The organism is Pseudomonas sp. TWI628 (assembly GCF_039673865.1).
Classification (GTDB): domain Bacteria; phylum Pseudomonadota; class Gammaproteobacteria; order Pseudomonadales; family Pseudomonadaceae; genus Aquipseudomonas.
The window spans coordinates 143,684-166,186 of the sequence record NZ_JBDJMM010000007.1 but is presented as its reverse complement, the minus strand read 5'-3'; the positions used below and the strand labels follow the sequence as shown (position 1 = coordinate 166,186).

Genomic DNA, 22,503 nt, shown 5'->3' with positions numbered 1-22,503 from the left:
CAAGCCGCAAGACGATCACTTAAGCCGGGCAAACCTCGTACTGCTTTTACTTGCAGCTTGAGGCTTGCCACTTGCAGCTGTTGTTACTGCGGGTTGGCACGGGTGCTGGACAGCAGTTGCTTGAGGTTGGCCGCCTTCGGCTTGACCAGCCAGAAGCGCCGCACATAGTCGTCCAGGTTCTCGAAGAGCTCACGCCCCCACTCGCTGCCGGTCTCTTCCACGTATTCGCCAAGGACCCGCGCCAGGTGGCTGCGGTAGGCTTCCATCGCCTCACCACTGATGCGCTGGATTTCCACCAGCTCGTGGTTGAGTTTGTCGACGAAGCTGTTGTCCATGTCGAGCACATAGGCGAAGCCGCCAGTCATGCCAGAACCGAAGTTGTAACCGGTCTTGCCCAGGACGCAGACAAAGCCACCGGTCATGTATTCACAGCAGTGATCGCCAGTGCCCTCGACAACAGCGTGAGCGCCGGAGTTACGTACAGCGAAGCGCTCGCCCGCAGTACCCGCGGCGAACAGCTTGCCGCCGGTGGCACCGTACAGGCAGGTGTTGCCGACAATGGCGCTGTGCTGGGTGGCGAACGGGCTGCCGGCGGGTGGCACGATGGTCACCTTGCCACCGGTCATGCCTTTGCCGACGTAGTCGTTGGCGTCGCCTTCCAGGTGCAGGTTCAGGCCACCGGCGTTCCACACACCGAAGCTCTGGCCAGCAGTACCCTTGAAGCGGAAGGTGACCGGCTTGTCGGCCATGCCCTGGTTGCCGTACAGCTTGGCGATTTCGCCAGAGATACGGGCACCGATGGAGCGGTCGCAGTTGCAGATGTCGAGACTGAACTCGCCACCGGCCTGGTCGCGGATCGCCGGCAGGGCCATCTCGACCATCTTCTCGGCCAGCTCGCCCTTGTCGAACGGCGGGTTCTTGTCGACTTCGCAGAACTGCGGCTTGTCAGCCGGGATGTGCGAGCTGCCCAGCAGCGGGGTCAGGTCCAGGTACTGCTGGCGCTCGGTGTCACCTGGCAGCACGTCGAGCAGGTCGGTACGCCCGATCAGCTCGCCGAGGCTGCGCACGCCGAGCTTGGCCAGCCATTCACGGGTTTCTTCGGCGACGAAGGTGAAGAAGTTGATCACCATGTCGACGGTGCCGATGTAGTGGTCCTTGCGCAGCTTGTCGTTCTGCGTGGCTACGCCAGTGGCGCAGTTGTTCAGGTGACAGATGCGCAGGTACTTGCAGCCCAGGGCGATCATCGGCGCGGTACCGAAGCCGAAGCTCTCGGCGCCGAGGATGGCTGCCTTGATCACGTCCAGGCCGGTCTTCAGGCCGCCGTCGGTCTGTACCCGTACCTTGCCGCGCAGGTCGTTGCCGCGCAGGGTCTGGTGGGTTTCGGCCAGGCCCAGTTCCCACGGGGCGCCAGCGTACTTGATCGAGGTCAGCGGCGACGCACCGGTGCCACCGTCGTAACCGGAGATGGTGATCAGGTCGGCATAGGCCTTGGCCACGCCCGCGGCGATGGTGCCAACGCCAGCCTCAGCCACCAGCTTGACCGAAACCAGGGCCTGCGGGTTGACCTGCTTGAGGTCATAGATCAGCTGGGCCAGGTCTTCGATCGAGTAGATGTCGTGGTGCGGCGGTGGCGAGATCAGGGTCACGCCCGGTACCGCATAACGCAGCTTGGCGATCAGGCCGTTGACCTTGCCGCCAGGTAGCTGGCCGCCTTCACCGGGCTTGGCGCCCTGGGCAACCTTGATCTGCAGCACTTCGGCGTTGACCAGGTATTCCGGGGTCACGCCAAAGCGGCCGGTGGCCACCTGCTTGATCTTCGAGCTCTTGATGGTGCCGTAGCGCGACGGATCTTCACCGCCCTCACCGGAGTTGGAGCGCGCACCCAGGCGGTTCATCGCCTCGGCCAGGGCTTCGTGAGCCTCCGGCGACAGTGCACCCAGCGAGATACCGGCGGAGTCGAAGCGCTTGAGGATGGCCTCCAGCGGCTCGATCTGGTCCAGCGGCAGGGCCTCGTCGGCCACTTTCACTTTCAGCAGGTCGCGGATCATCGACACCGGACGCTGGTCGACCAGCGTGGTGTATTCCTTGAACTTGGCGTAGTCGCCCTGCTGCACGGCGGCTTGCAGGGTGTTGACCACATCCGGGTTGTAGGCGTGGTACTCGCCACCGTGGACGAACTTCAGCAGGCCACCTTGCTGGATCGGCTTGCGCGCGCTCCAGGCTTCGGCCGCCAGCAGCTTCTGGTCGCCTTCGAGGTCGACGAAGCGCGCACCCTTGATGCGGCTGGATACACCCTTGAAGCTCAGGCCGACCACTTCCTCGGCCAGGCCCACAGCTTCGAACAGCTGGGCGCCACGGTAAGAGGCGATGGTGGAGATACCCATCTTCGACAGGATCTTCAGCAGGCCCTTGGAGATGCCTTTGCGGTAGTACTTGAAGACTTCGTCCAGATCGCCCAGCACTTCGCCGGTACGGATCAGGTCGGCCAGCACTTCGTAGGCCAGGTACGGGTACACCGCCGAGGCACCGAAGCCCAGCAATACGGCGAAGTGGTGCGGGTCACGGGCAGTGGCGGTTTCGACCAGGATGTTGCTGTCGCAACGCAGGCCCTGCTCGGTCAGGCGGTGGTGCACGGCACCCACGGCCAGCGAAGCGTGCACCGGCAGCTTGCCCGGAGCGATGTAGCGGTCGCTCAGCACCAGCTGGGTCTTGCCGCTGCGCACGGCTTCTTCAGCCTGGTCGGCGATGTTGCGGATGGCCGCTTCCAGGCCGACGCTCTCATCATAGTTGAGGTCGATCAGCTGACGGTCGAAGCCTTCACGCTCAAGGTTCATCAGCGAACGCCACTTGGCGGGCGAGATGACCGGCGAGCTGAGGATCACCCGCGACGCGTGCTCCGGGGACTCCTGGAAGATGTTGCGCTCGGCACCCAGGCAGATTTCCAGGGACATGACGATCGCTTCGCGCAGCGGGTCGATCGGCGGGTTGGTCACCTGGGCGAACTGCTGGCGGAAGAAGTCGTACGGCGAACGCACGCGCTGCGACAGCACGGCCATCGGCGTGTCGTCACCCATCGAACCGACCGCTTCCTGGCCCTGCTCGCCGAGTGGGCGCAGCACCTGGTCACGCTCTTCGAAGGTGACCTGGAACATCTTCATGTATTGCTTGAGCTGGTCAGCGTCGTAGCTGGCCACGCCCTGGTCATCCGTCAGGGTCGCCTGGATGCGGGTGGCGTGCTGACGCAGCCAGCGCTTGTACGGGTGGCGCGACTTCAGACGGTTGTCGATGGCGTCAGTGTCGAGGATCTGGCCGGTCTCGGTGTCCACGGCAAGGATCTGGCCCGGGCCTACGCGGCCCTTGGCCAGGACTTCCTCTGGCTGGTAGCCCCACACGCCGATTTCCGAGGCGATGGTGATGTAGCCATTGGTGGTCGTCACCCAGCGCGCCGGGCGCAGGCCGTTACGGTCGAGCAGGCACACCGCGTGGCGGCCTTCGGTCATGACGATACCGGCCGGGCCATCCCACGGCTCCATGTGCATGGAGTTGTATTCGTAGAAGGCGCGCAGGTCGGCGTCCATGGTCTCGACGTTCTGCCAGGCTGGCGGTACCAGCATGCGCACGCCGCGGAACAGGTCGATGCCACCGGTGACCATCAGCTCCAGCATGTTGTCCATGCTCGACGAGTCGGAACCGACGCGGTTGACCAGTGGGCCGAGCTCTTCGAGGTCGGGGATCAGGTCGTTGGCGAACTTGGTGCGACGGGCCATGGCCCAGTTGCGGTTGCCGGTGATGGTGTTGATCTCGCCGTTGTGGGCGAGGAAGCGGAATGGCTGGGCCAGCGGCCATTTCGGCAGGGTGTTGGTGGAGAAGCGCTGGTGGAATACGCAGATCGCGGTTTGCAGGCGCTCATCACCCAGGTCTGGATAGAACGCCGCGAGATCGCGCGGCATCATCAGGCCTTTGTAGATGATGGTCTTGTGCGAGAAGCTGCAGATGTAGTGGTCGGTGTCGTGGGCATTGGCCACGGACGAACGGCGACGGGCACTGAACAGCTTGATGGCGAATTCCTGATCGCTCAGGCCTTCACCGCCGATGAACACCTGCTCGATCTGCGGCAGGCGCTCCAGGGCCAGGCGGCCGAGCACACTGGTGTCGATCGGGACCTTGCGCCAGCCGACCAGCTTCAGGCCGGCCGCGACGATTTCGCGGTCCATGTTGGCGCGGGCAGCTTCGGCTTTGACCGGGTCCTGGTTGAAGAACACCATGCCGACGGCGTACTGCTTGGGCAGCTCGACGGCGAAGTGTTCCTGGGCCACGGCCCGCAGGAATTGATCGGGCTTCTGCATGAGCAGACCGCAGCCGTCACCGGTCTTGCCGTCGGCGTTGATACCGCCGCGGTGGGTCATGCAGGTCAGTGCCTGCATGGCGGTTTGCAGAAGGTGGTGGCTCGGCTCGCCCGTCATATGGGCGATCAGGCCAAAACCACAGTTGTCCTTGAATTCTTCGGGATGGTACAGACCTGTTTTCATAGACACTTTCTCACCAGGTTCACCTCTCAACCGGAGGTAAATCTCTTTTATGTACAACCACTTACCATCCACGCCGATCAAACGCCAGCTTTTTTGCGGTGGCCATGGAAAACCATTGTTGCACAGCGACAGTCATACCCACAAATTTTCATGTCTCACCATTGAAAATTTATGTCGCAATTTTGAATGTTTTTGCGCCATGCGCCGTGATAGCGGCTTGGCTCGAGTCTGAAGCGTTTCAGCCATGACTGCAACAGAGGCTTGTGGCCGGCAGTCCGGGACAGAAAAGCCTGCCGCGCTCAGGCGCAGCAGGCTAGTCGAATGTCATTAATCGCTCAGCAACTGGGCGGCGGGGTGATGCCGCCCGGCAGGTATCAGCGGGCCGAGGCCAGCTCTTGTTGGACGCTGGCGACGGTACGTGGCCAAGGTTTACCAGCCTGGACCTTCGCTGGCAAGTTCTTGATTGCCGCAACCGCTGCGTCGCGGTTGGCGAAGTTGCCATAGGTGACCACGTACAGGGGTTTGCCCTGCAGGTTTTTCTTGAAGTAGCGATAGTCGCCACCCTGCTCCTTGACGAAGGCCTGGGCCGACGCTTCGGAGCTGGTGCCAAGAATCTGCACCACATAGTTGCCTGGCTTCTGGCCCGCGTACCAGCCTCCGGCGCCGCCGGTGCTGACGCTGGCGGCCGGCTTTTCCACCGGCTTGGCGGCTGGCTTGGCGACAGCGACCTGAGTCGGTGCCGGCGCCGGCTTGGCAGGCGCAACCGGCTTGACCGGCTGGGTAGCGACAGGCTTGGGCGCAGGCGCAACCGGCTGCACCGGCGCGGTAGCCTGGGCCATGCTCGGCGCCGGGCCTGCAGGCACGCCCTGTGGCGGCGCGATCGTGGTTACGGTAGGCGGGTTGCCTGGCTGCAAGGCGGTATTGCCAGCCGGGCCACCCTCCTCGCCGTCACCCATGCCGGCAGCCTGCGCCAGAGGCTCGCGCATCACCGGCTGGGACTGCCCCACCAGCGGCAGCGGCATCGGCTGCGACTGGCCGGAGAACTCGATGGCCGGGTTGCCGTTGTTCGACTGAGCGCTACCTGGCTGGCCCTCGCCCAGCGGCAACTGGGCCTGGGCCACAGGCGCCTCGGCAGGGGCCTTGTCGCCTTTCTTGGGCATCAGAACCGCAGCACCTACGGCGACCACGACGACAGCGGACAGCGCGAGTACGTGTTTCTTAGGCATTTTGAACCCCATGGATGGTCGCTTGACCGTGGTACGGCTGGCGATCATGGCTTCGATCAAAGTGTCGCGGGCGACCTGGTTGATGTTGCCAGGCCATCCGTCGGAGTTTTCATGAATATCGACTAGCTGTTCACGGGTGAACACCTCGATGCCCCGGCCTGCGCCTTCCAGGCGCTGCTCCAGGTACTCGCGGGTTTCTTCCTCGCTGTAGGGGGCGAGTTCAATAACGTGGAAGCGCTCTTCCTCGATCTGGATCTCGTCCAACCCGGCAATCAGCGAGGGCTCGCCGAACAGGAACACGTGCGGGCGCCCTTCCGGTAGCCCTGCCGCCAGTTCCAGCAACGCTTGGAGTGCCGACTCGTCGAGTTGTTCCGCATCATCAACCAGCAAATAGACTTCCTGCCCGGTCAGTGCCAGCTGCACCACCTTGTTCAGGATCGCCTGCACTTCAGGCTGGGCCACTTCCAGCGTCTGCGCCACCTGGCCGAGGACACTGGCGGCATCGCTGGCGCCGCGGGCAGATACCACCACGCTCAGCACCGACTGCTTGTTGGTGCTGGCCACCAAGGCCTGGCGCAGCAGGGTCTTGCCGCTGCCCACGGGGCCAGTGACCACCAGCATCAGCTGGCTGTAGCGAGCCAGGTGATGCAGCTGGCCCAGCACCGGCTTGCGCTGGGCGGGGAAGAACTTGAAGCCGGGCACACGCGGCGCGAACGGATCGTGGCTCAACTGGTAATGTTCGAGGAACGCCTCATCGGCATGCAAACTGGTCATTACGCTGTCACAACCTCAAAGCTGGGCCACGATCGCGCGGTAATCCGCCGACAGCGTGGCCTGAAGAATCTCTTTCGGATAGTCGTCAGTGATCACGGCTTCGCCCAGCTGGCGCAGCAGCACCAGCCGCAGGCGGCCATCGAGGACCTTCTTGTCGACCGCCATATGCTCCATGAAATGCGCCGGGGTCATTTCCTGTGGTGGCACCACCGGCAAACCTGCGTCCTGCAACAGGCGGATTGCCCGATCACGCTCGGCCTGGTCGATCCAGCCCAGGCGCATGGACATTTCCAGGGCCATCACCGTACCTGCGGCCACGGCTTCACCGTGCAGCCACACGCCGTAGCCCATGTGCGTCTCGATGGCGTGGCCGAAGGTGTGGCCCAGGTTCAGCGTGGCTCGCACACCGGATTCGCGCTCGTCGGCACCGACCACGGCAGCCTTGGCGGCGCACGAGCGGCTGATCGCTTCGGTCAGGGCAGCCGGCTCGAGAGCGCGCAGGGCCTGCATATTGTCTTCGAGCCAGGCGAGGAACGGCTTGTCGCAGATCAGGCCGTACTTGATCACTTCGGCCAGGCCGGCCGACAGCTCGCGTTCGGGCAGGGTCTTGAGGCTGGTGGTATCGATCAGCACCGCGTTGGGCTGATAGAAGGCACCGACCATGTTCTTGCCCAAGGGGTGGTTGATACCGGTCTTGCCACCCACCGAGGAGTCGACCTGAGACAGCAGGGTGGTCGGCACCTGGATGAAGTCGACGCCACGCTGGTAGCAGGCCGCCGCAAAGCCGGCCATGTCACCGATCACGCCGCCGCCGAGGGCGACCACGGTAGTACGGCGGTCATGCCGCGCCGTCAGCAGGCCATCGAAGATCAGTTGCAGGGTTTGCCAATTTTTGTGGGCTTCGCCGTCTGGCAGGATCACCGGCAGCACCGAGTAGGCGCCGAGGGTCTTGCTCAGGCGTTCGAGATACAGAGGCGCGACGGTTTCGTTGGAAACGATGGCAACCTGCCGCCCGCGGATATGCGGCGCCAGCAGTTCGGCCTGGTCCAGCAGGCCTTCGCCAATATAGATCGGGTAGCTACGCTCGCCGAGGTCGACCTTAAGTGTCTGCATGTATCCCCACAATGTACTTGGGCGCGGCGCCGGCTGTTCGACCCACGCGGTAACGTTGAACCTCGCCTCGGCGCTGGCCGAGAATAGTCCCGGCTTAGCGGGGCGGCAACTGCTGCAGGCGCTCGAGAATATCGAGCACCACCATGCGCGGCGGCCGTTCGTCGGTTTCCACCACCAGGTCGGCGATTTCGCGATACAGCGGGTCGCGCGCCTCCAGCAAGGCGCGCAGCGTCGCCTCCGGGTTGGCGGTGCGCAGCAACGGGCGGTTGCGGTCGCGCGCCGTGCGCCCGACCTGCTGCTCCACCGAGGCGTGCAGGTAGATGACCCGGCCGCCCTCGTGCAGCGCCTGGCGGTTTTCCGCGCGCATGACTGCGCCACCACCGGTCGCCACAACCACGCCATCGAGCGCGCAAAGCTCGGCGATCATCGCCTGCTCACGGTCACGGAAGCCCGGTTCGCCTTCTTTATCGAAGATCCACGGGATGTTGGCGCCGGTTCGCAGTTCGATTTCCTTGTCGGAATCTTTGAACAGCAGGCGCAGCTCTTTGGCCAACAGGCGCCCGATGGTGCTCTTACCAGCGCCCATGGGCCCTACAAGTATCAAATTTCGCACAGAATCAACGACTCACAGCAATCGCCTGGTCACTCATGATACGCGGAGTCAGGAAGACCAGCAGCTCGGATTTTTTCTCTTGTAATGCATCGCGTCGAAACAGCCGCCCAACATACGGCAGATCGCCCAAAAATGGCACCTTGTCGACCACATTGTTTTGCGTGGTCGAGTAGACACCCCCGATGACGATGGTTTCACCATCCGCCACTCGGACCTTGGCATTGACTTCGTTCTTGCGAATCGGTGGCACGTCGTTCAGGGCATTAACGAAGTCAGGCTCGTCCTTGGTCACCTTGACCGTCATGATGACCTTGCCGTCCGGAGTGATCTGCGGCGTGACCTCCAGCGACAGCGAGGCTTCGCGAAAGGCGACCGAGGTGGCGCCACTCTTGCTGGTCTCCTGATAAGGCACCTCGGTGCCCTTGAGAATCCTGGCGGTTTCCTTGTCAGCCGTGACCACCTTGGGCTGGGAGATGATTTCACCGTTGCCGCTCTTCTCCATGGCGCTGAGTTCCAGGTCCAGCAGCATACCGCCACGCAACAGGCCTACGCCGATGCCGGCACCGCCCCGCTCCACGCCCAGGTCGACAAACAGGTCCTTGCCCAGTTGCGGCGCTTCACCATACAGCTGCCGCCCCCAGCGCACGCCCAGGCCTTTCTCGTAGTCGACATTGGCCTCCACGATGCGCGCCTCGATTTCTACCTGCCGCACCGGCACATCCAGCTGAGCGACCAGCTGGCGCAACTCGGCAAGGCGGTCCGCAGGCTGGTGCGCGACCAAGGTGTTGGTGCGGGCGTCGACGCTCAGGCTGCCACGACCGGTCAGAATGCCGTCATCCGCCAGGGTTGCCAGCAACAGCTCTGCGAGGTCGGAAGCCTTGGCGTGATGGATCGGCAGCAACTCACGCCGCAAGGGTTGCAGCTGCGCATCCAGCTCTTGCCCGATACGGGCGCCAAGGGATTGCTCGGCCAACTCGGTGGCTGGCGCTACCAGCAGCACATTCCCCTCCTCGCGCCGCGCCAGCCCTTTAGTACGAAGGACCAGCTCCAGCGCCTGATCCCAGGGGACTTGGTGCAGCCGCAGGGTGACATTGCCCTGCACCGTGTCACTGGCCACCAGGTTGATCCCGGCGTAATCAGCCAGCACCTGAAGCACCGAGCGCACCTCGACATCCTGAAAGTTCAGCGAGATGGGCTCACCCCGATAGGGCGCCGCCATGCACCACTGGCTGGGTATCAACGCCACCGCCACCCACTTCAACAGCCATTTCATCACCGTCCCTGGCCTCCATTGTCACGCTCTTCCTGAGCGCCAGCGTTACCGTGCGCTCACGCCACACGCCCCCTATGAACAGCCGCTCACGCACCTCCAGCTGCCGCTCGCCGACTTCCACCACAACACCGCCATCACGCCCCAGCCGATCACCGGAGCGCACGCGATACAAGCGGCCTGCCGCCGACAGCAACGCTTCGCGCTGCTGCCCCCGCTGCAGGCTACCGACCATCTGCAGCTGAGCCAGCGGGACGCTGGCAAGCCCAGCCTGGACGACACGCGCTGCCCAGGCGGAAAACGGATCGTGAACCACCGGCAGCACCTCACCCCGAGCCGGTGAATCGGCCAGGGACAAAGGCTCAGGCACCGCCCCGTCGGCTTGATAGGCATGCACGCGCATGCCAAGGTGCAACAACCCAGGCCTGTCACCGGCAGGTGCCAACCACAAAGCCTCGGCACGCAGCAGACGAGCCTGGCCAAGCCAGTCGTCCAACCACATCCGCAGCCCCGAATAGCGCCCAACTACCTGCACGTCCAAGGGCGTCTGCCAGTAGCCGGGCTGCTTTACCTCATCAAGTACATCGAGCCGCTCGAAGTGCAGGCCATGCGCATGGCCCGAGGCCGCCAGCTGGTCAAGCAGATCGCTCATGTCGGCCCCGGCAGCAAGGCGCCAGCGTGCATCCTGCAAAAGGTGCCGTGCGTCATCGAGGGCCTCGCGCATTTGCGACGATGCCAACACTTCGGCAGCCTTGGTTTCATGCGTCTCAAGCAGGCGAACGTGCCGGGCGCGCTCTGCCTCTTGAAGCTGCAACCAGTGCGGCAAGCGAAACAGACAGCCGAGCCCAACAAGGATGAGGCCTATGGCAAACGGCAGCGCGCAGCCAAAGAGCCGCGAGCGCTCGATGAGTGCCAGCCATGCGCCTTTCTGCAGCAGATTCATGACCAGAACGCCGATATGCGCGCCAACAACAGAAACTCGTCGCCATCCGCCTGGCTCTTCAAGCTTTTGAGTTCCAGTTCACGCATCACTCCAGACCGCTCCAGCTCGCGCATCAGCTGCGCCACGACTGCCCCGGAGGCGGCCACACCGACCATGCGCAAGCGTGAACCTTGCAGTTCGAGCCTGAGCAGTTGTACGCCCTCCGGCAGCGCCCGCTCCAGATCCGCAAACACGGCTGTCACCAGCCCCTGCTCAGCACGCAAGTCAGCCAGGGCCGCAGCCTGCGCGCGCACTTCGTCATAGGATTGCCTGACACGATCATGCTCAGTCCTCTGCACCTCCAGCACATCGATTGCAGCTTGCTGGCTATCGTTGGCAACGGCTTGCTGGTGGGCTCGCTGACGGGCCAGCTGGTCGATCAGCAGCACCGCAAACAACGCCACAACTGCCGCCCCCAGCAGCATCAGGCGCAAACGCCGGAGCGCTGCCAGGCGCTGCCGCTCTCGCCACGGCATCAGATTCAGACGCAACATCAGCGCACGCTGCCCATTGCCAGTGCAAAAGCCAAGGCCATGCAACCGTCACTGCAATCCACACCCGCCACAGGCGGCAATGGCCGGCACGGCAAGCCGAGACGCTCAGTCAGTCGAGCAAGCACGCCTTGCCCGGGAGCCGGAGCGCCGACGACAAGCACTTCTTCCGGCCCTGCCCCTTCAGCGAATACGTCACCGGGCAGATCAGGTAACGCGCCCGGGAGCAATTCCTGCCGTAAAGGCATCGTATCGCCAAGCCAGCCATGCAACGTCGAGCTGCCCGGCTCGATGCGCAGCAGCGCTGCCGGGCGATTGGTTTGGTCGGGCATCAGGCGGCGCAAGGCAATGCTGTCCACTTCCGCGACTTCCAGCTCCAGCCCTGCTGCTTCGAATGCTGCTTGCACCGGTTGCAATGCACTCTGACGGCTGGCCGCGACCAGGACATCCAGGCTCCCGGGTTGCAGCAACGAGGCACCCAGCACCTGAAAATCCAGTACCAGGTCTTCAAGGGGAAAGGGAAACAGGCGGTCTGCTTCTCCCAGCAGTTGCGCCTCCATTTGACCAGGGGTCTGACTGACTGGCAGCTGGCACAGCTTGCAGATCACTTGTGAGGCAGGCAGTGCCACGGCGGCCCGGCGCTCGCGGCAACCAGATTGCCGATAAGCGCTGCGCAGGGCAGCGACAATTCGATCAGGGTCCTGCCAGCCGTTACCAGGAGCAAACGGCTCGACCGCCCAGGCCAGCTGCTTGTAGCGCCCCCTGTGGCGCCGCAGCTGTGCAATACGTATGGAGTCGGAAGTGATTTCCACCCCCAGCAGTGAACTGGCATCCTTGCCAAAACGTCCAAGCATAGCGACTTCCTTGTTACAACCATGAACCGCCGCATTGCCAGGCCCGACCGGCCAGACGGTGCAGCGGGCCGCCTGGCCGGTCACCCGGCGAGGCGAAAAGTGCTTATAATGCCCAGCGTTTTTTCGTCCGCCGGCCCCGTGCGCAATTCACCCCTCAATCTGGACACCGAAAAGCCTTGATACGCCTGCTGAAGTTCTTCTGGTGGTCTTTCGTCGCAGTCATCTGCGCGCTCGTACTCGGTGTGAGCGGTGCGTTTCTGTATCTTAGCCCCAACCTGCCATCGGTCGATTCGCTCAGAAGCATCCAGTTGCAGATCCCCCTGCGGGTGTACAGCAGCGACGGCAAGCTGATTGCCGAGTTCGGCGAAATGCGCCGTTCGCCGATCCGCTTCGCGGAAATTCCGCCACAGTTCATTCAGGCGCTTCTGTCAGCCGAGGACGACAATTTCCTCAATCACTACGGGGTCGACCCAAGCAGCCTGATGCGTGCTGCGACCCAGCTGGTGAAGACCGGCCACATCCAGACCGGCGGCAGCACCATCACCATGCAGGTGGCGAAGAACTTCTTCCTCACCAGCGAGCGCAGCTTCTCGCGCAAGACCAACGAAATTCTCCTGGCCCTGCAGATCGAACGTGAGCTGACCAAGGACGAGATCCTTGAGCTGTACGTCAACAAGATCTACCTGGGTAACCGGGCCTACGGTATCGATGCAGCCGCGCAGGTGTATTACGGCAAGTCGATCCGTGACGTGAGCCTGGCGCAGATGGCAATGATCGCCGGCCTGCCCAAGGCGCCGTCGCGCTTCAACCCGCTGGCCAACCCGGTACGCGCCAAGGAGCGCCGCGACTGGATTCTTGGCCGCATGTACAAGCTCGGCAAGATCGACGAGGCGAGCTATCAGGCCGCCCTGGCCGAACCGCTGAACGCCAGCTACCACGTGCCGACCCCAGAAGTGAACGCGCCCTACGTCGCCGAAATGGCCCGCGCCGAAATGGTCGGCCGCTATGGCAGCGACGCCTACACCGAAGGTTTCCGTGTCACCACCACCGTGCCGAGCGACATGCAGGAAATGGCCAACAAGGCCATCCTCAACGGCCTCTCCGAGTACGACGAGCGCCACGGCTACCGCGGCCCCGAAGCTCGCTTCCCGGGCAAGACCCTGGCCGCCTGGCAGCAGGAGCTGAGCAAGCAACGCACCCTGGGCAGCCTGGAGCCGGCCATCGTCACGCGCGTGGAAAAGAGCGGCATTAAAGTGCTGACTCGCGGCGGCAATGAAGAAGAAGTTGCCTGGGACACCATGAAGTGGGCGCGTCCGTTCATCAACAGCAACTCGCAGGGCCGTGCACCGCAATCGCCTGCCGACGTTGCCCAGGTGGGTGACCTGGTACGCCTGCAGCGCCTGAATGACGGCAAGCTCAAGTTCAGCCAGGTGCCCGGTGCACAGAGTGCGCTGGTATCCCTCGACCCGCAAAACGGTGCAATCCGCGCCCTGGTCGGCGGTTTCTCGTTCGAACAGAGCAACTACAACCGCGCCATGCAGGCCAAGCGCCAGCCAGGCTCCAGCTTCAAGCCGTTCATCTATAGTGCGGCACTGGACAGCGGCTACACCGCCTCCAGCCTGGTCAACGATGCGCCGATCGTGTTCGTCGACCAGTACCTGGACAAGGAATGGCGACCGAAGAACGACACCAACACCTTCCTCGGCCCGATCCGCCTGCGCGAAGCGTTGTACAAGTCTCGCAACCTGGTGTCGATCCGCCTGCTGCAGGCCATGGGCGTAGACCGTACCATCGACTACATCGCCAAGTTCGGCTTCAACAAACAGGACCTGCCGCGCAACCTTTCGCTGGCGCTGGGCACTGCTACCCTGACGCCGATGGAGATCGCCACTGGCTGGAGCACCTTTGCCAACGGCGGCTACAAGATCAATCCGTACCTGATCGAGCGCATCGAGAGCCGCAGCGGCGAGACCCTGTTCACCGCAAACCCTGCGCGTGTACCGCAAGGTGCCGAAGACCATGCCGGCCTTGCGGCACCGGAACAGCCGATCAGCACTGCCGCCATGCCTGGCGAGGCTCCGTCCGCCCTGGGCCAGATTGCCCCACCACCGCAGACGCCAGCTGTCGCCGAGCAGATCGTCGATGGCCGCACCACCTACATCCTGACCAGCATGCTGCAGGACGTGATCAAGCGCGGTACCGGCCGCCGGGCATTGGCCCTGGGCCGCACCGATCTGGCCGGCAAGACGGGGACCACCAACGAATCCAAGGACGCCTGGTTCTCCGGCTACAACGCCGATTACGTGACCACCGTATGGGTTGGCTTCGACCAGCCGGAAACGCTCGGCCGCCGTGAGTACGGCGGTACAGCGGCCCTGCCGATCTGGATGAGTTTCATGGGTGCGGCTCTGAAGGACAAGCCGAGCCATGCACCGGCGGAACCGGAAGGCATCCTCAGCCTGCGGGTCGACCCGGTCAGCGGCCGTGCAGCTTCGCCAAGCACGCCAGATGCCTACTTCGAGCTGTTCAAGGCCGAGGATTCGCCGCCGTCGGTAGATGAACTGGGCAATGGCACAGCGCCGGGCAGCCCGCTGCCAGCGGACGAAGCAGCGCCGATGGATCTGTTCTGAAGCAGAGCGCCTGGCTCGGGTTTAGCGCGGGCGCTCGATCTCACAGGCGCTGATATGCTCTCGGCAAACAAAAAGCCCCGGCTCTCACGAGCCGGGGCTTTTTGCTATAGCTGCAGCTACTATCAGCCGTTAAACACTTCATCCACGCTGTTCAGCGGGTAGTGCTTCGGATACGGCAGGGTAGCCACGCCGGATTCGATGGCGGCCTTGGCCACGGCGTCGGAAACGACGGTGATCAGGCGAGCGTCCAACGGCTTCGGAATGATGTACTCACGACCGAACTCCAGGCCTTCAACACCGTAGGCTTCGCAGACTTCCTTCGGCACTGGCAGCTTGGCCAGGTCTTTCAGAGCGATGGCGGCGGCGATCTTCATTTCTTCGTTGATGCGCTTGGCGCGAACGTCCAGGGCACCACGGAAGATGAACGGGAAGCCCAGCACGTTGTTGACCTGGTTCGGGTAGTCGGAACGACCGGTAGCCATGATCACGTCGTTGCGGGTGGCGTGAGCCAGCTCCGGGGAGATTTCCGGGTCCGGGTTCGAGCAGGCGAACACGATCGGGTTGGCAGCCATCGACTTCAGGCCTTCCGGGCTCAGCAGGTTCGGGCCGGACAGGCCTACGAACACGTCAGCACCGTCCAGGGCATCAGCCAGGGTGCGCTTGTCGGTAGCGTGGGCGAACTGGGCCTTGTACTGGTTCAGGTCGTCGCGGCCAGCGTGGATCACGCCGCTGCGGTCGATCATGAAGATGTTCTCGACCTTGGCGCCCATGCTGACCAGCAGCTTCATGCAGGAGATAGCGGCAGCGCCGGCACCCAGGCAGACGATCTTGGCTTCTTCCAGCTTCTTGCCAGCGATTTCCAGGGCGTTGATCATGCCGGCTGCGGTGACGATCGCGGTGCCGTGCTGGTCATCGTGGAATACCGGAATGTCGCACTGCTCGATCAGGGTGCGTTCGATTTCGAAGCACTCTGGGGCCTTGATGTCTTCGAGGTTGATGCCACCGAAGGTGATCGAGATGCGGCGAACGGTGTCGATGAAAGCCTGCGGGCTTTCCGATTCGACTTCGATGTCGAACACGTCAATACCGGCGAAACGCTTGAACAGAACGCCCTTGCCTTCCATCACTGGCTTGGAGGCCAGTGGGCCGAGGTCACCCAGACCGAGGATGGCGGTGCCATCAGAAATAACCGCGACCAGGTTGCCCTTGCCGGTGTATTTGTAGGCCAGCTCAGGATCACGGCCGATTTCACGCACGGGTTCTGCAACACCTGGGCTGTAGGCCAGGGCGAGATCGCGGGCGGTGGCGGTGGGCTTGGAGAGCTCGACGCTCAGTTTCCCCGGACGAGGTTGAGCGTGGTATTCGAGAGCGGCGGTTTTCAGGTCTGACATGGTGGGCATTCCGCTATTTACTGTTCTGACGGACCGCCGAGGATACGCAAAGAGCCGGGGGGCCACAAGACTGGTCAGTCACTTGTGTCAAGGCCTTTGGCCTACGACTTTAAGCTATCACGCACGGGGGCATTCGACTCACAGTGTGTACAATCCGATAGCGAACTGTCTACATCTTTTCAGCCTGAAGTACGCTCCAGCATCCCGGGATCGGTTAGCGGCAACACCCAGCGTCGCTGCCCAGGCTTGAGCCCACCCTTACGGGAACGATCCCGCACCCAGCCGCGTGCCTCGACCTGGCGTCCTTTGAGGTTAGCGAAGAAGCTGGCGGGGAAGGTGCGTTGCAGACGAGCGGGAATCTGCAGCACCACAGTATCATCCAGTTCAAGCCAGATACCGCCACGATTGCGCTCGATGCCCCGGATAGTGCCTGCGACAACGGCGAAACCCGATTGCTTCACGTTTACCGCCTTGAGCACTGGCGAACTGCGCCACAGACCTGCCCGCGCCTCGCGCGCCGCCCGCTCCGCCGCTTGTTGGCAGCCCGTCAGGCGCACGTTGGGGGCGATCGCTACGTGATAGCCAAGCCCTTCGCTGAGCAGCTGCGCCTCGAGATTGTCGCCATTACGCCCATAGATGTTCGCCAGGGTACGACCGTACTTGTCCTTGCCCTCGACACCCGGCACCAGCCCGACGCGCCCGTCACTGGCCTTGACCAATGCCTGCAGGCGCTGCCTGGCAGCCTCGGCATAGGGTTCACTGCTACGCCCCTTGCGCCCGATTTCCGGGGCATTGATGCCGATCATGCGCACACTGCGACCGTCGGTCAGGCGCAGCGTGTCGCCATCCACCACCTGGCGCACCGCCACCTGCTGTGGTTGCACCGGCAACGGGCAGAACGCCAGGGCCGGGAGCTGCCAGATTGCGCCCACAAAAAAGGCGCCCACAAGGGGCGCCTTTTTCAGCAACAACGCGAAGCCCGAAGGATTCGCCATGCGCATGATTACTTCTTGGTACCGAACATACCGAAGCGATCGGCGAACTTCTGTACGCGACCACCGGTGTCCAGGACTTTCTGCTTACCGGTGTAGAACGGGTGGCACAGGTTGCAAACGTCGATCGCCAGGGTGTTGCCCAGGGTCGAACGAGTTTCGAACTTGTTACCGCAGCTGCAGGTGACTGCAACTACTTCGTAGTTCGGGTGGATACCTTCTTTCATGGTCACTTCCTCGAGCTGCGTGCCGCCACCCAACACCTATTGTTGAATACCGCACGTAATTAGGCGGCGAATAATACCAGAGCACCACGCCAACGCAAGTTGTCGCTTGCACCGACCGTCGTCTGCTAGGCTCGCCAGTCTTTGAAACACCCTCCGAGACCTGCCGCGTGTCCGACGTCATCCTGCGCCTTGCCCTGCCCTCCCCGTTGCGCCGCCTGTTCGATTACAAGGCGCCTGCGAGCATGGCGCGTCAGGTGCTGACCCCTGGCATGCGCATCCGCGTGCCTTTCGGGCGCCGTGAAATGATCGGCGTGCTGGTGGAAGTGTGCGCGCAGAGCGAAGTGCCTGCCGACAAGCTCAAGCCTGCCAGTGCCTTGCTCGACCCGGTTTCGCCGATCCCGGCATCGCTGTTCAAGCTGTGCCTGTGGACTGCCCAGTACTACCAGCACAGCCTCGGCGATACCCTGAGCTGGGCGCTACCCACGCTGTTGCGCCAGGGTGAACCTGCCGAAATGCGCCAGGAACGCTTCTGGCACGTGGCGCCCGGCGCACGCCTGGAGGACCCGCGCATCGCCCGCGCCCCGCGCCAGCGCGACGCCCTCAAGACCCTGGCCCAGCACCCGCACGGCGTGGCGCACAGCCTGCTGAGCAAGCTCAACCTGAACAAGGACAGCCTCGACCTGCTGTTGGCCAAGGAGCTGGTTCAGCTGGAAGTACGCCGCCACCTGCCAGCCCACCGCCACGAGCACTGGCTGGCGCAGCCGGAACTGCCGCTCAATGAAGAGCAGCGCGAAGCCTTCGATGCCGTGCGCGAGGGCTTTGGCGGTTTCGGCGCCTTCCTGCTGGCCGGCGTCACCGGCAGCGGCAAGACCGAGGTATACCTGCAACTGATCCGTGAAACCCTTGAAGCTGGCAAGCAGGCGCTGGTACTGATCCCCGAGATCAACCTCGGCCCGCAGACCCTGGCGCGCTTCGAGCAGCGCTTCAACGCCCGCATCGCCCTGCTGCATTCGGCCGTTAACGACCGCGAGCGCCTCGATGCCTGGCTGGCCGCCCGCGACGGCGAGGCCGACATCATCATCGGCACGCGCTCGGCGCTGTTCACGCCGATGAAGAACCCCGGCCTGATCATCATCGACGAAGAGCACGACGGCTCTTACAAGCAACAGGAAGGCCTGCGCTACCACGCCCGCGACCTCGCGCTGGTGCGCGCCCACCAGGAAAACATCCCCATCCTGCTCGGCTCCGCCACGCCGTCGCTGGAAACCCTGCACAACGCGCTCACCGGCCGCTATCGCCTGCTGCGCATGAACCAGCGCGCGGGTGGCGCCCGCCCACCGCGCATGCTGCGCCTGGATGTCAAGAGCCTGCCGCTGGACAGCGGTATCAGTGGCCCGTTGCAGCAGGCTATCCGCCAGACCCTGGAGGCCGGCCAGCAAGTCCTGGTGTTCCTCAACCGCCGCGGCTTTGCCCCAACCTTGCTGTGCCATGACTGCGGCTGGTTGTCCGAATGCCCACGCTGCGATGCCCGCATGACCGTGCACCAGCGCTCTGGCGTGTTGCGCTGCCACCACTGCGGCTACGACGAACGCCTGCCGCAGCAGTGCCCGCAGTGCAACCACGTCGACCTGCGGCCAGTAGGCGCCGGCACCGAACGTGCCGAAGAGCGCCTGAAAGTGCTGTTCCCCGATTACCCGATTCTACGCGTGGACCGCGACAGCACGGCGCGCAAGGACGCCATGCACACCTTGTTCAGCACCATCCAGCGTGGCCAGCCAAGCATCCTCGTCGGCACCCAGATGCTGGCCAAGGGTCACCACTTCCCAAGGGTGACGCTGGTCGCCATTCTCGACGCCGATGGCGGGCTGTTCTCGGGGGACTTCCGCGCCAGCGAGCGCATGGCCCAACTGATCGTCCAGGTGGCCGGCCGGGCCGGGCGCGCCGAAGAGCCCGGCAAGGTAATCATTCAGACCCACCTGGCCGACCACCCGCTGCTGGTGCAACTGACCGAACAAGGTTACTTCGCCTTTGCCGAGCAGGCCCTGGACGAACGCCGCAATGCCGGGCTGCCACCGTTCTCCCACCTGGCCTTGCTGCGTGCCGAAGCGCACAAGCCCGGCCAGGCCGAAGGCTTCCTCGACGAAGCCTGCGCCGCCGCCGAACGCCTGGTCGCCGAACAGCGCCTGCCCGGCATCGAACTGCTGGGGCCGGTGCCTGCACCCATGGAGCGGCGCGCCGGTCGCTTCAGGGCGCAATTATTGATTCAGGCCAACACCCGAGCCCCCTTGCATCGACTGATCAGCGCCTGGTTGCTAGTGTTGGAGCAACTGCCGAGCGGGCGCCAGGTACGCTGGTCACTGGATGTCGACCCGGTCGACCTTTATTAAGCTTCGGCCGCAAAGGTTGGCAACCCGCCCCCGGCAACGGATAATGCCCAGTTTTTCCACCTGCGCATCCAGGCGCTCCACCGCGCTTGCGGTCGAAAAGAGATCCCCATGAAAGACACCATTCGCCAGCTGCTCCAGCAAGCCCTCACCCAACTCGTCACCGACGGTGTGCTGCCTGAAGGGCTGTCGCCGGCGATCCAGGTGGAAAACGCCCGGGACAAGACCCACGGCGACTTCGCCAGCAACATCGCCATGATGCTGGCCAAGCCGGCCGGCATGAAGCCGCGTGACCTGGCTGAGAAACTGATCGATGCACTGCCGGCCAGCGCCGACATCAGCAAGGTCGAGATCGCCGGCCCAGGCTTCCTGAACTTCTTCCAGAACACCGATGCCCTGGCCAACCGCCTGGACGCCGCCCTGGCCGACGCCCACCTCGGTGCACGCAAGGCCGGCCCTGCGCAGAAGGTGGTGATCGACATGTCGGCACCGAACCTGGCCAAGGAGATGCACGTCGGCCACCTGCGTTCGACCATCATCGGTGACAGCGTCGCGCGCGTGCTGGAGTTCCTCGGCGACGAAGTGATCCGCCAGAACCACGTAGGCGACTGGGGCACCCAGTTCGGCATGCTGCTGGCCTACCTGGAAGAAAACCCGATCACCAGCGACGAGCTGTCGGACCTGGAAAACTTCTACCGCGCCGCCAAGAAGCGTTTTGACGAATCCGAAGAGTTCGCCACCCGCGCCCGTGGCCTGGTGGTCAAGCTGCAGGCCGGCGACCCGGAGTGCATGGCCCTGTGGACGCGCTTCAAGGACATCTCGCTGTCGCACTGCCAGAAGACCTACGAACTGCTCAACGTCAAGCTGACCATGGCCGACGTGATGGGCGAAAGTGCCTACAACGCCGACCTGGCCAACGTGGTCTCCGACCTCAAGGCCAAGGGCCTGCTGGTCGAGGACCAGGGCGCACAGTGCGTGTTCCTCGAAGAATTCAAGAATAGCGAAGGCGAGCCACTGCCGGTGATCGTGCAGAAGGCTGACGGCGGCTACCTGTATGCCACCACCGACCTGGCTGCGGTGCGCTACCGCAGCAACGTACTCAAGGCCGACCGTGCCCTGTACTTCGTCGACCAGCGCCAGGCCCTGCACTTCAACCAGGTGTTCGAAGTAGCCCGCCGTGCAGGTTTCGTCGGCCACCCGATGCAGATGGAGCACATGGGCTTCGGCACCATGAACGGCGCCGACGGCCGCCCGTTCAAGACCCGCGACGGCGGCACCGTGAAGCTGATCGACCTGCTCACCGAGGCCAAGGAGCGCGCCTACGCGCTGGTCAAGGAAAAGAACCCGAGCCTGGCTGAAGACGAATTGCGCCACATCGGTGAAGTGGTAGGGATCGGCGCAGTGAAATACGCCGACCTGTCCAAGCACCGCACCAGCGACTACAGCTTCAACTTCGAACTGATGCTCAACTTCGAAGGCAACACTGCGCCTTACCTGCTGTATGCCTACACCCGCGTCGCCGGCGTGTTCCGCAAACTGGGCAAGGGCTTCGACGAAGTCGACGGCAACATCGTGCTGCAGGCCGCTCACGAGCAGGACCTGGCCGCGCGCCTGGCCCAGTTTGGCGAGATCCTCAACAGCGTCGCCGACAAGGGTACCCCGCACGTACTGTGCAGCTACCTGTATGACCTCGCCGGCCTGTTCTCGAGCTTCTACGAGAACTGCCCGATCCTCGCCGCCGAAACGCCGGAACAGCAGCAGAGCCGCCTGCGCCTGGCTGCCCTGACCGGTCGCACCCTCAAGCAAGGTCTGGAGCTGCTCGGCCTGGAAACCCTGGAGCGCATGTAAGTTGGCTGCCAAGAAAAAACCAGCACCAAAACGCGGCGCCAGCCGCCAGACGGCCCCAGCCAAGCAGCCGATCCCCGGCTGGGTATGGCTGGCGGTCGGCCTGACGGTCGGTGCTTTCATCGTCTTCCTGATGAAGCTCGAACCCGGTGGCGGTGATATCAAGCGCACCAAGCCCGAGCAGCAGAAGCCGGAGAAGGTGGCCGAGGCCAGCAAGTCGACCACCCCTGCAACACCACAGCAGCCGGTGAAGCCGAAGTACGACTTCTACACCCTGCTGCCGGAGTCCGAGGTGATCGTGCCGCCTGAGGCCGTGCCGGAGAAGACCCCGCCTGTGCCTGCGCAGCCGGTGACCCCGGTCACACCAGCCGAAGCGGCGAAAATCGACACCGCTCGCGCCCAGGCTGCACTGCTGGGGCAGACGCCACCACCAGCACCACCGGTGATCAAGCCAGCGGCGACCACGCAGTACTTCCTGCAGGCCGGTTCGTTCCGCAAGCAGGCAGACGCCGACAAGGTCCGCGCGCAGATCATCCTGCTCGGCCAGGTGGTCAAGGTCGAGTCGGGTACGGTCAAGGAAGAAACCTGGTACCGCGTGCTGGTCGGGCCATTCAGCAACCGCGAACAGCTGACCGTGGCGCAGAAACAGCTGGCGGGGGCCGGGTTCAGCAACCTGCTGCTGCAGCAGCGACAGACCCGCCAGTAACGAAAAAGGCCTTGCCGCATAGCGCGACAAGGCCTTTTTTGTGGGCGCCAGGTGCCTTATCGGCTGCGGGCGTTGGCTTCGGAAACCTGGCTGTTCAAGGTCCAGAAGTCATACAGCACACCCACCAGGCACAGGCCGCCGGTGAAGAAGTAGATGATCGCCGAGATCCACTTGCCCTGGTACAGGCGATGCACGCCAAAAATGCCCAGGAAGGTCAGCAGGATCCAGGCGATGTTGTAGTCGATGCGCCCGGACTGAAAACGCATGTCGGCCTCACGGTCCATCGACGGGATCAGGAACAGGTCGATCAGCCAGCCGATGCCGAGCAGCCCCAGCGTGAAGAACCAGATCGTCCCGGTGATCGGCTTGCCGTAGTAGAAGCGGTGCGAGCCGGTGAAGCCGAAGATCCACAGCAGGTAACCGATGACCTTGCTGTGGGTGTCGTGGTACGGCGTCCCCTGTTGATAACTGTTCAT

16 protein-coding genes are annotated in these 22,503 nt (G+C 63.6%); 4 read left to right on the top strand and 12 right to left on the bottom strand.

Translation table 11 applies throughout. The annotated features are described in order from the left end of the window. Positions 1–83 precede the first annotated feature (83 nt). The 8 genes from gltB to pilM form a co-directional block, all read right to left on the bottom strand. Positions 84–4,529, bottom strand: a complete 4,446-nt coding sequence (gene gltB / locus ABE528_RS07760; protein WP_152955556.1) for a glutamate synthase large subunit — start codon at positions 4,527–4,529, stop codon at positions 84–86. Positions 4,530–4,903: 374 nt separating this feature from the next. Then, a complete protein-coding gene (locus ABE528_RS07755) occupies positions 4,904–6,529 on the bottom strand; it encodes an AAA family ATPase (RefSeq protein WP_346652593.1) in 1,626 nt (541 codons plus the stop codon). A gap of 15 nt (positions 6,530–6,544) precedes the next feature. Further along, the gene (gene aroB, locus ABE528_RS07750) at positions 6,545–7,642 is read right to left on the bottom strand and encodes a 3-dehydroquinate synthase (RefSeq protein ID WP_346652592.1); all 1,098 of its coding nucleotides are present in this window, start codon (positions 7,640–7,642) and stop codon (positions 6,545–6,547) included. A gap of 94 nt (positions 7,643–7,736) precedes the next feature. Beyond that, positions 7,737–8,255, bottom strand: coding sequence for a shikimate kinase AroK (gene aroK, locus ABE528_RS07745; protein WP_060509908.1), 519 nt, complete (start codon positions 8,253–8,255; stop codon positions 7,737–7,739). 4 nt (positions 8,256–8,259) lie between these two features. Next, positions 8,260–9,528, bottom strand: coding sequence for a type IV pilus secretin PilQ family protein (locus ABE528_RS07740; protein WP_346652591.1), 1,269 nt, complete (start codon positions 9,526–9,528; stop codon positions 8,260–8,262). After that, entirely contained in the window at positions 9,452–10,468 is a 1,017-nt protein-coding gene (locus ABE528_RS07735; protein WP_346652590.1) for a pilus assembly protein PilP, read from the bottom strand. The genes ABE528_RS07740 and ABE528_RS07735 overlap by 77 nt, the downstream gene beginning before the upstream one ends. Further along, positions 10,465–11,001 carry a PilN domain-containing protein gene (locus ABE528_RS07730; RefSeq protein ID WP_346652589.1) on the bottom strand — a complete coding sequence of 179 codons (537 nt, stop codon included), beginning with the start codon at positions 10,999–11,001 and terminating at the stop codon, positions 10,465–10,467. The genes ABE528_RS07735 and ABE528_RS07730 overlap by 4 nt, the downstream gene beginning before the upstream one ends. Beyond that, positions 11,001–11,852 (bottom strand): pilus assembly protein PilM, encoded by an 852-nt coding sequence (gene pilM / locus ABE528_RS07725; RefSeq protein WP_346652611.1) that lies wholly within the window; start codon positions 11,850–11,852, stop codon positions 11,001–11,003. The genes ABE528_RS07730 and pilM overlap by 1 nt, the downstream gene beginning before the upstream one ends. A 176-nt stretch (positions 11,853–12,028) precedes the next feature. Between pilM and ABE528_RS07720 the strand changes: the two genes are divergently transcribed. After that, on the top strand, positions 12,029–14,482 hold the full coding sequence (locus ABE528_RS07720) for a penicillin-binding protein 1A (RefSeq protein ID WP_346652588.1): 2,454 nt from the start codon (positions 12,029–12,031) through the stop codon (positions 14,480–14,482). Between the two features lie 122 nt (positions 14,483–14,604). On the opposite strand, the gene ABE528_RS07715 is transcribed toward ABE528_RS07720, so the two are convergent. From ABE528_RS07715 to rpmE, 3 genes are all read right to left on the bottom strand, one after another. Then, positions 14,605–15,873 carry a malic enzyme-like NAD(P)-binding protein gene (locus tag ABE528_RS07715; RefSeq protein ID WP_152955548.1) on the bottom strand — a complete coding sequence of 423 codons (1,269 nt, stop codon included), beginning with the start codon at positions 15,871–15,873 and terminating at the stop codon, positions 14,605–14,607. Positions 15,874–16,052: 179 nt separating this feature from the next. Then, positions 16,053–16,874: a thermonuclease family protein gene (locus tag ABE528_RS07710; protein WP_152955547.1), complete on the bottom strand. Its 822-nt coding sequence runs from the start codon at positions 16,872–16,874 to the stop codon at positions 16,053–16,055. A gap of 2 nt (positions 16,875–16,876) precedes the next feature. Next, entirely contained in the window at positions 16,877–17,092 is a 216-nt protein-coding gene (gene rpmE, locus ABE528_RS07705) for a 50S ribosomal protein L31 (RefSeq protein ID WP_027920990.1), read from the bottom strand. 167 nt (positions 17,093–17,259) lie between these two features. On the opposite strand from rpmE, the gene ABE528_RS07700 reads away from it, so the two are divergent. From ABE528_RS07700 to ABE528_RS07690, 3 genes are all read left to right on the top strand, one after another. Beyond that, positions 17,260–19,479 carry a primosomal protein N' gene (locus tag ABE528_RS07700; protein WP_346652587.1) on the top strand — a complete coding sequence of 740 codons (2,220 nt, stop codon included), beginning with the start codon at positions 17,260–17,262 and terminating at the stop codon, positions 19,477–19,479. A gap of 108 nt (positions 19,480–19,587) precedes the next feature. After that, entirely contained in the window at positions 19,588–21,324 is a 1,737-nt protein-coding gene (gene argS / locus ABE528_RS07695; protein ID WP_152955545.1) for an arginine--tRNA ligase, read from the top strand. Position 21,325: 1 nt separating this feature from the next. Then, positions 21,326–22,027, top strand: a complete 702-nt coding sequence (locus ABE528_RS07690) for an SPOR domain-containing protein (protein ID WP_346652586.1) — start codon at positions 21,326–21,328, stop codon at positions 22,025–22,027. A 56-nt stretch (positions 22,028–22,083) separates the two neighbouring features. Here the strand turns inward: ABE528_RS07690 and ABE528_RS07685 are convergent, their stop codons facing one another. Further along, positions 22,084–22,503: a TM2 domain-containing protein gene (locus tag ABE528_RS07685; protein ID WP_152955543.1), complete on the bottom strand. Its 420-nt coding sequence runs from the start codon at positions 22,501–22,503 to the stop codon at positions 22,084–22,086.

Bases quoted from the DNA above. Each gene is read 5' to 3' on its own strand.
- pilM (WP_346652611.1), bottom strand. From the start codon at position 11,852: ATGCTTGGACGTTTTGGCAAGGATGCCAGTTCACTGCTGGGGGTGGAA.
- aroB (WP_346652592.1), bottom strand. From the start codon at position 7,642: ATGCAGACACTTAAGGTCGACCTCGGCGAGCGTAGCTACCCGATCTAT.
- ABE528_RS07755 (WP_346652593.1), bottom strand. From the start codon at position 6,529: ATGACCAGTTTGCATGCCGATGAGGCGTTCCTCGAACATTACCAGTTG.
- ABE528_RS07735 (WP_346652590.1), bottom strand. From the start codon at position 10,468: ATGAATCTGCTGCAGAAAGGCGCATGGCTGGCACTCATCGAGCGCTCG.
- ABE528_RS07715 (WP_152955548.1), bottom strand. From the start codon at position 15,873: ATGTCAGACCTGAAAACCGCCGCTCTCGAATACCACGCTCAACCTCGT.
- gltB (WP_152955556.1), bottom strand. From the start codon at position 4,529: ATGAAAACAGGTCTGTACCATCCCGAAGAATTCAAGGACAACTGTGGT.
- ABE528_RS07685 (WP_152955543.1), bottom strand. From the start codon at position 22,503: ATGAACAGTTATCAACAGGGGACGCCGTACCACGACACCCACAGCAAG.
- ABE528_RS07710 (WP_152955547.1), bottom strand. From the start codon at position 16,874: ATGCGCATGGCGAATCCTTCGGGCTTCGCGTTGTTGCTGAAAAAGGCG.
- argS (WP_152955545.1), top strand. From the start codon at position 19,588: ATGAAAGACACCATTCGCCAGCTGCTCCAGCAAGCCCTCACCCAACTC.
- ABE528_RS07740 (WP_346652591.1), bottom strand. From the start codon at position 9,528: ATGAAATGGCTGTTGAAGTGGGTGGCGGTGGCGTTGATACCCAGCCAG.
- rpmE (WP_027920990.1), bottom strand. From the start codon at position 17,092: ATGAAAGAAGGTATCCACCCGAACTACGAAGTAGTTGCAGTCACCTGC.
- ABE528_RS07730 (WP_346652589.1), bottom strand. From the start codon at position 11,001: ATGTTGCGTCTGAATCTGATGCCGTGGCGAGAGCGGCAGCGCCTGGCA.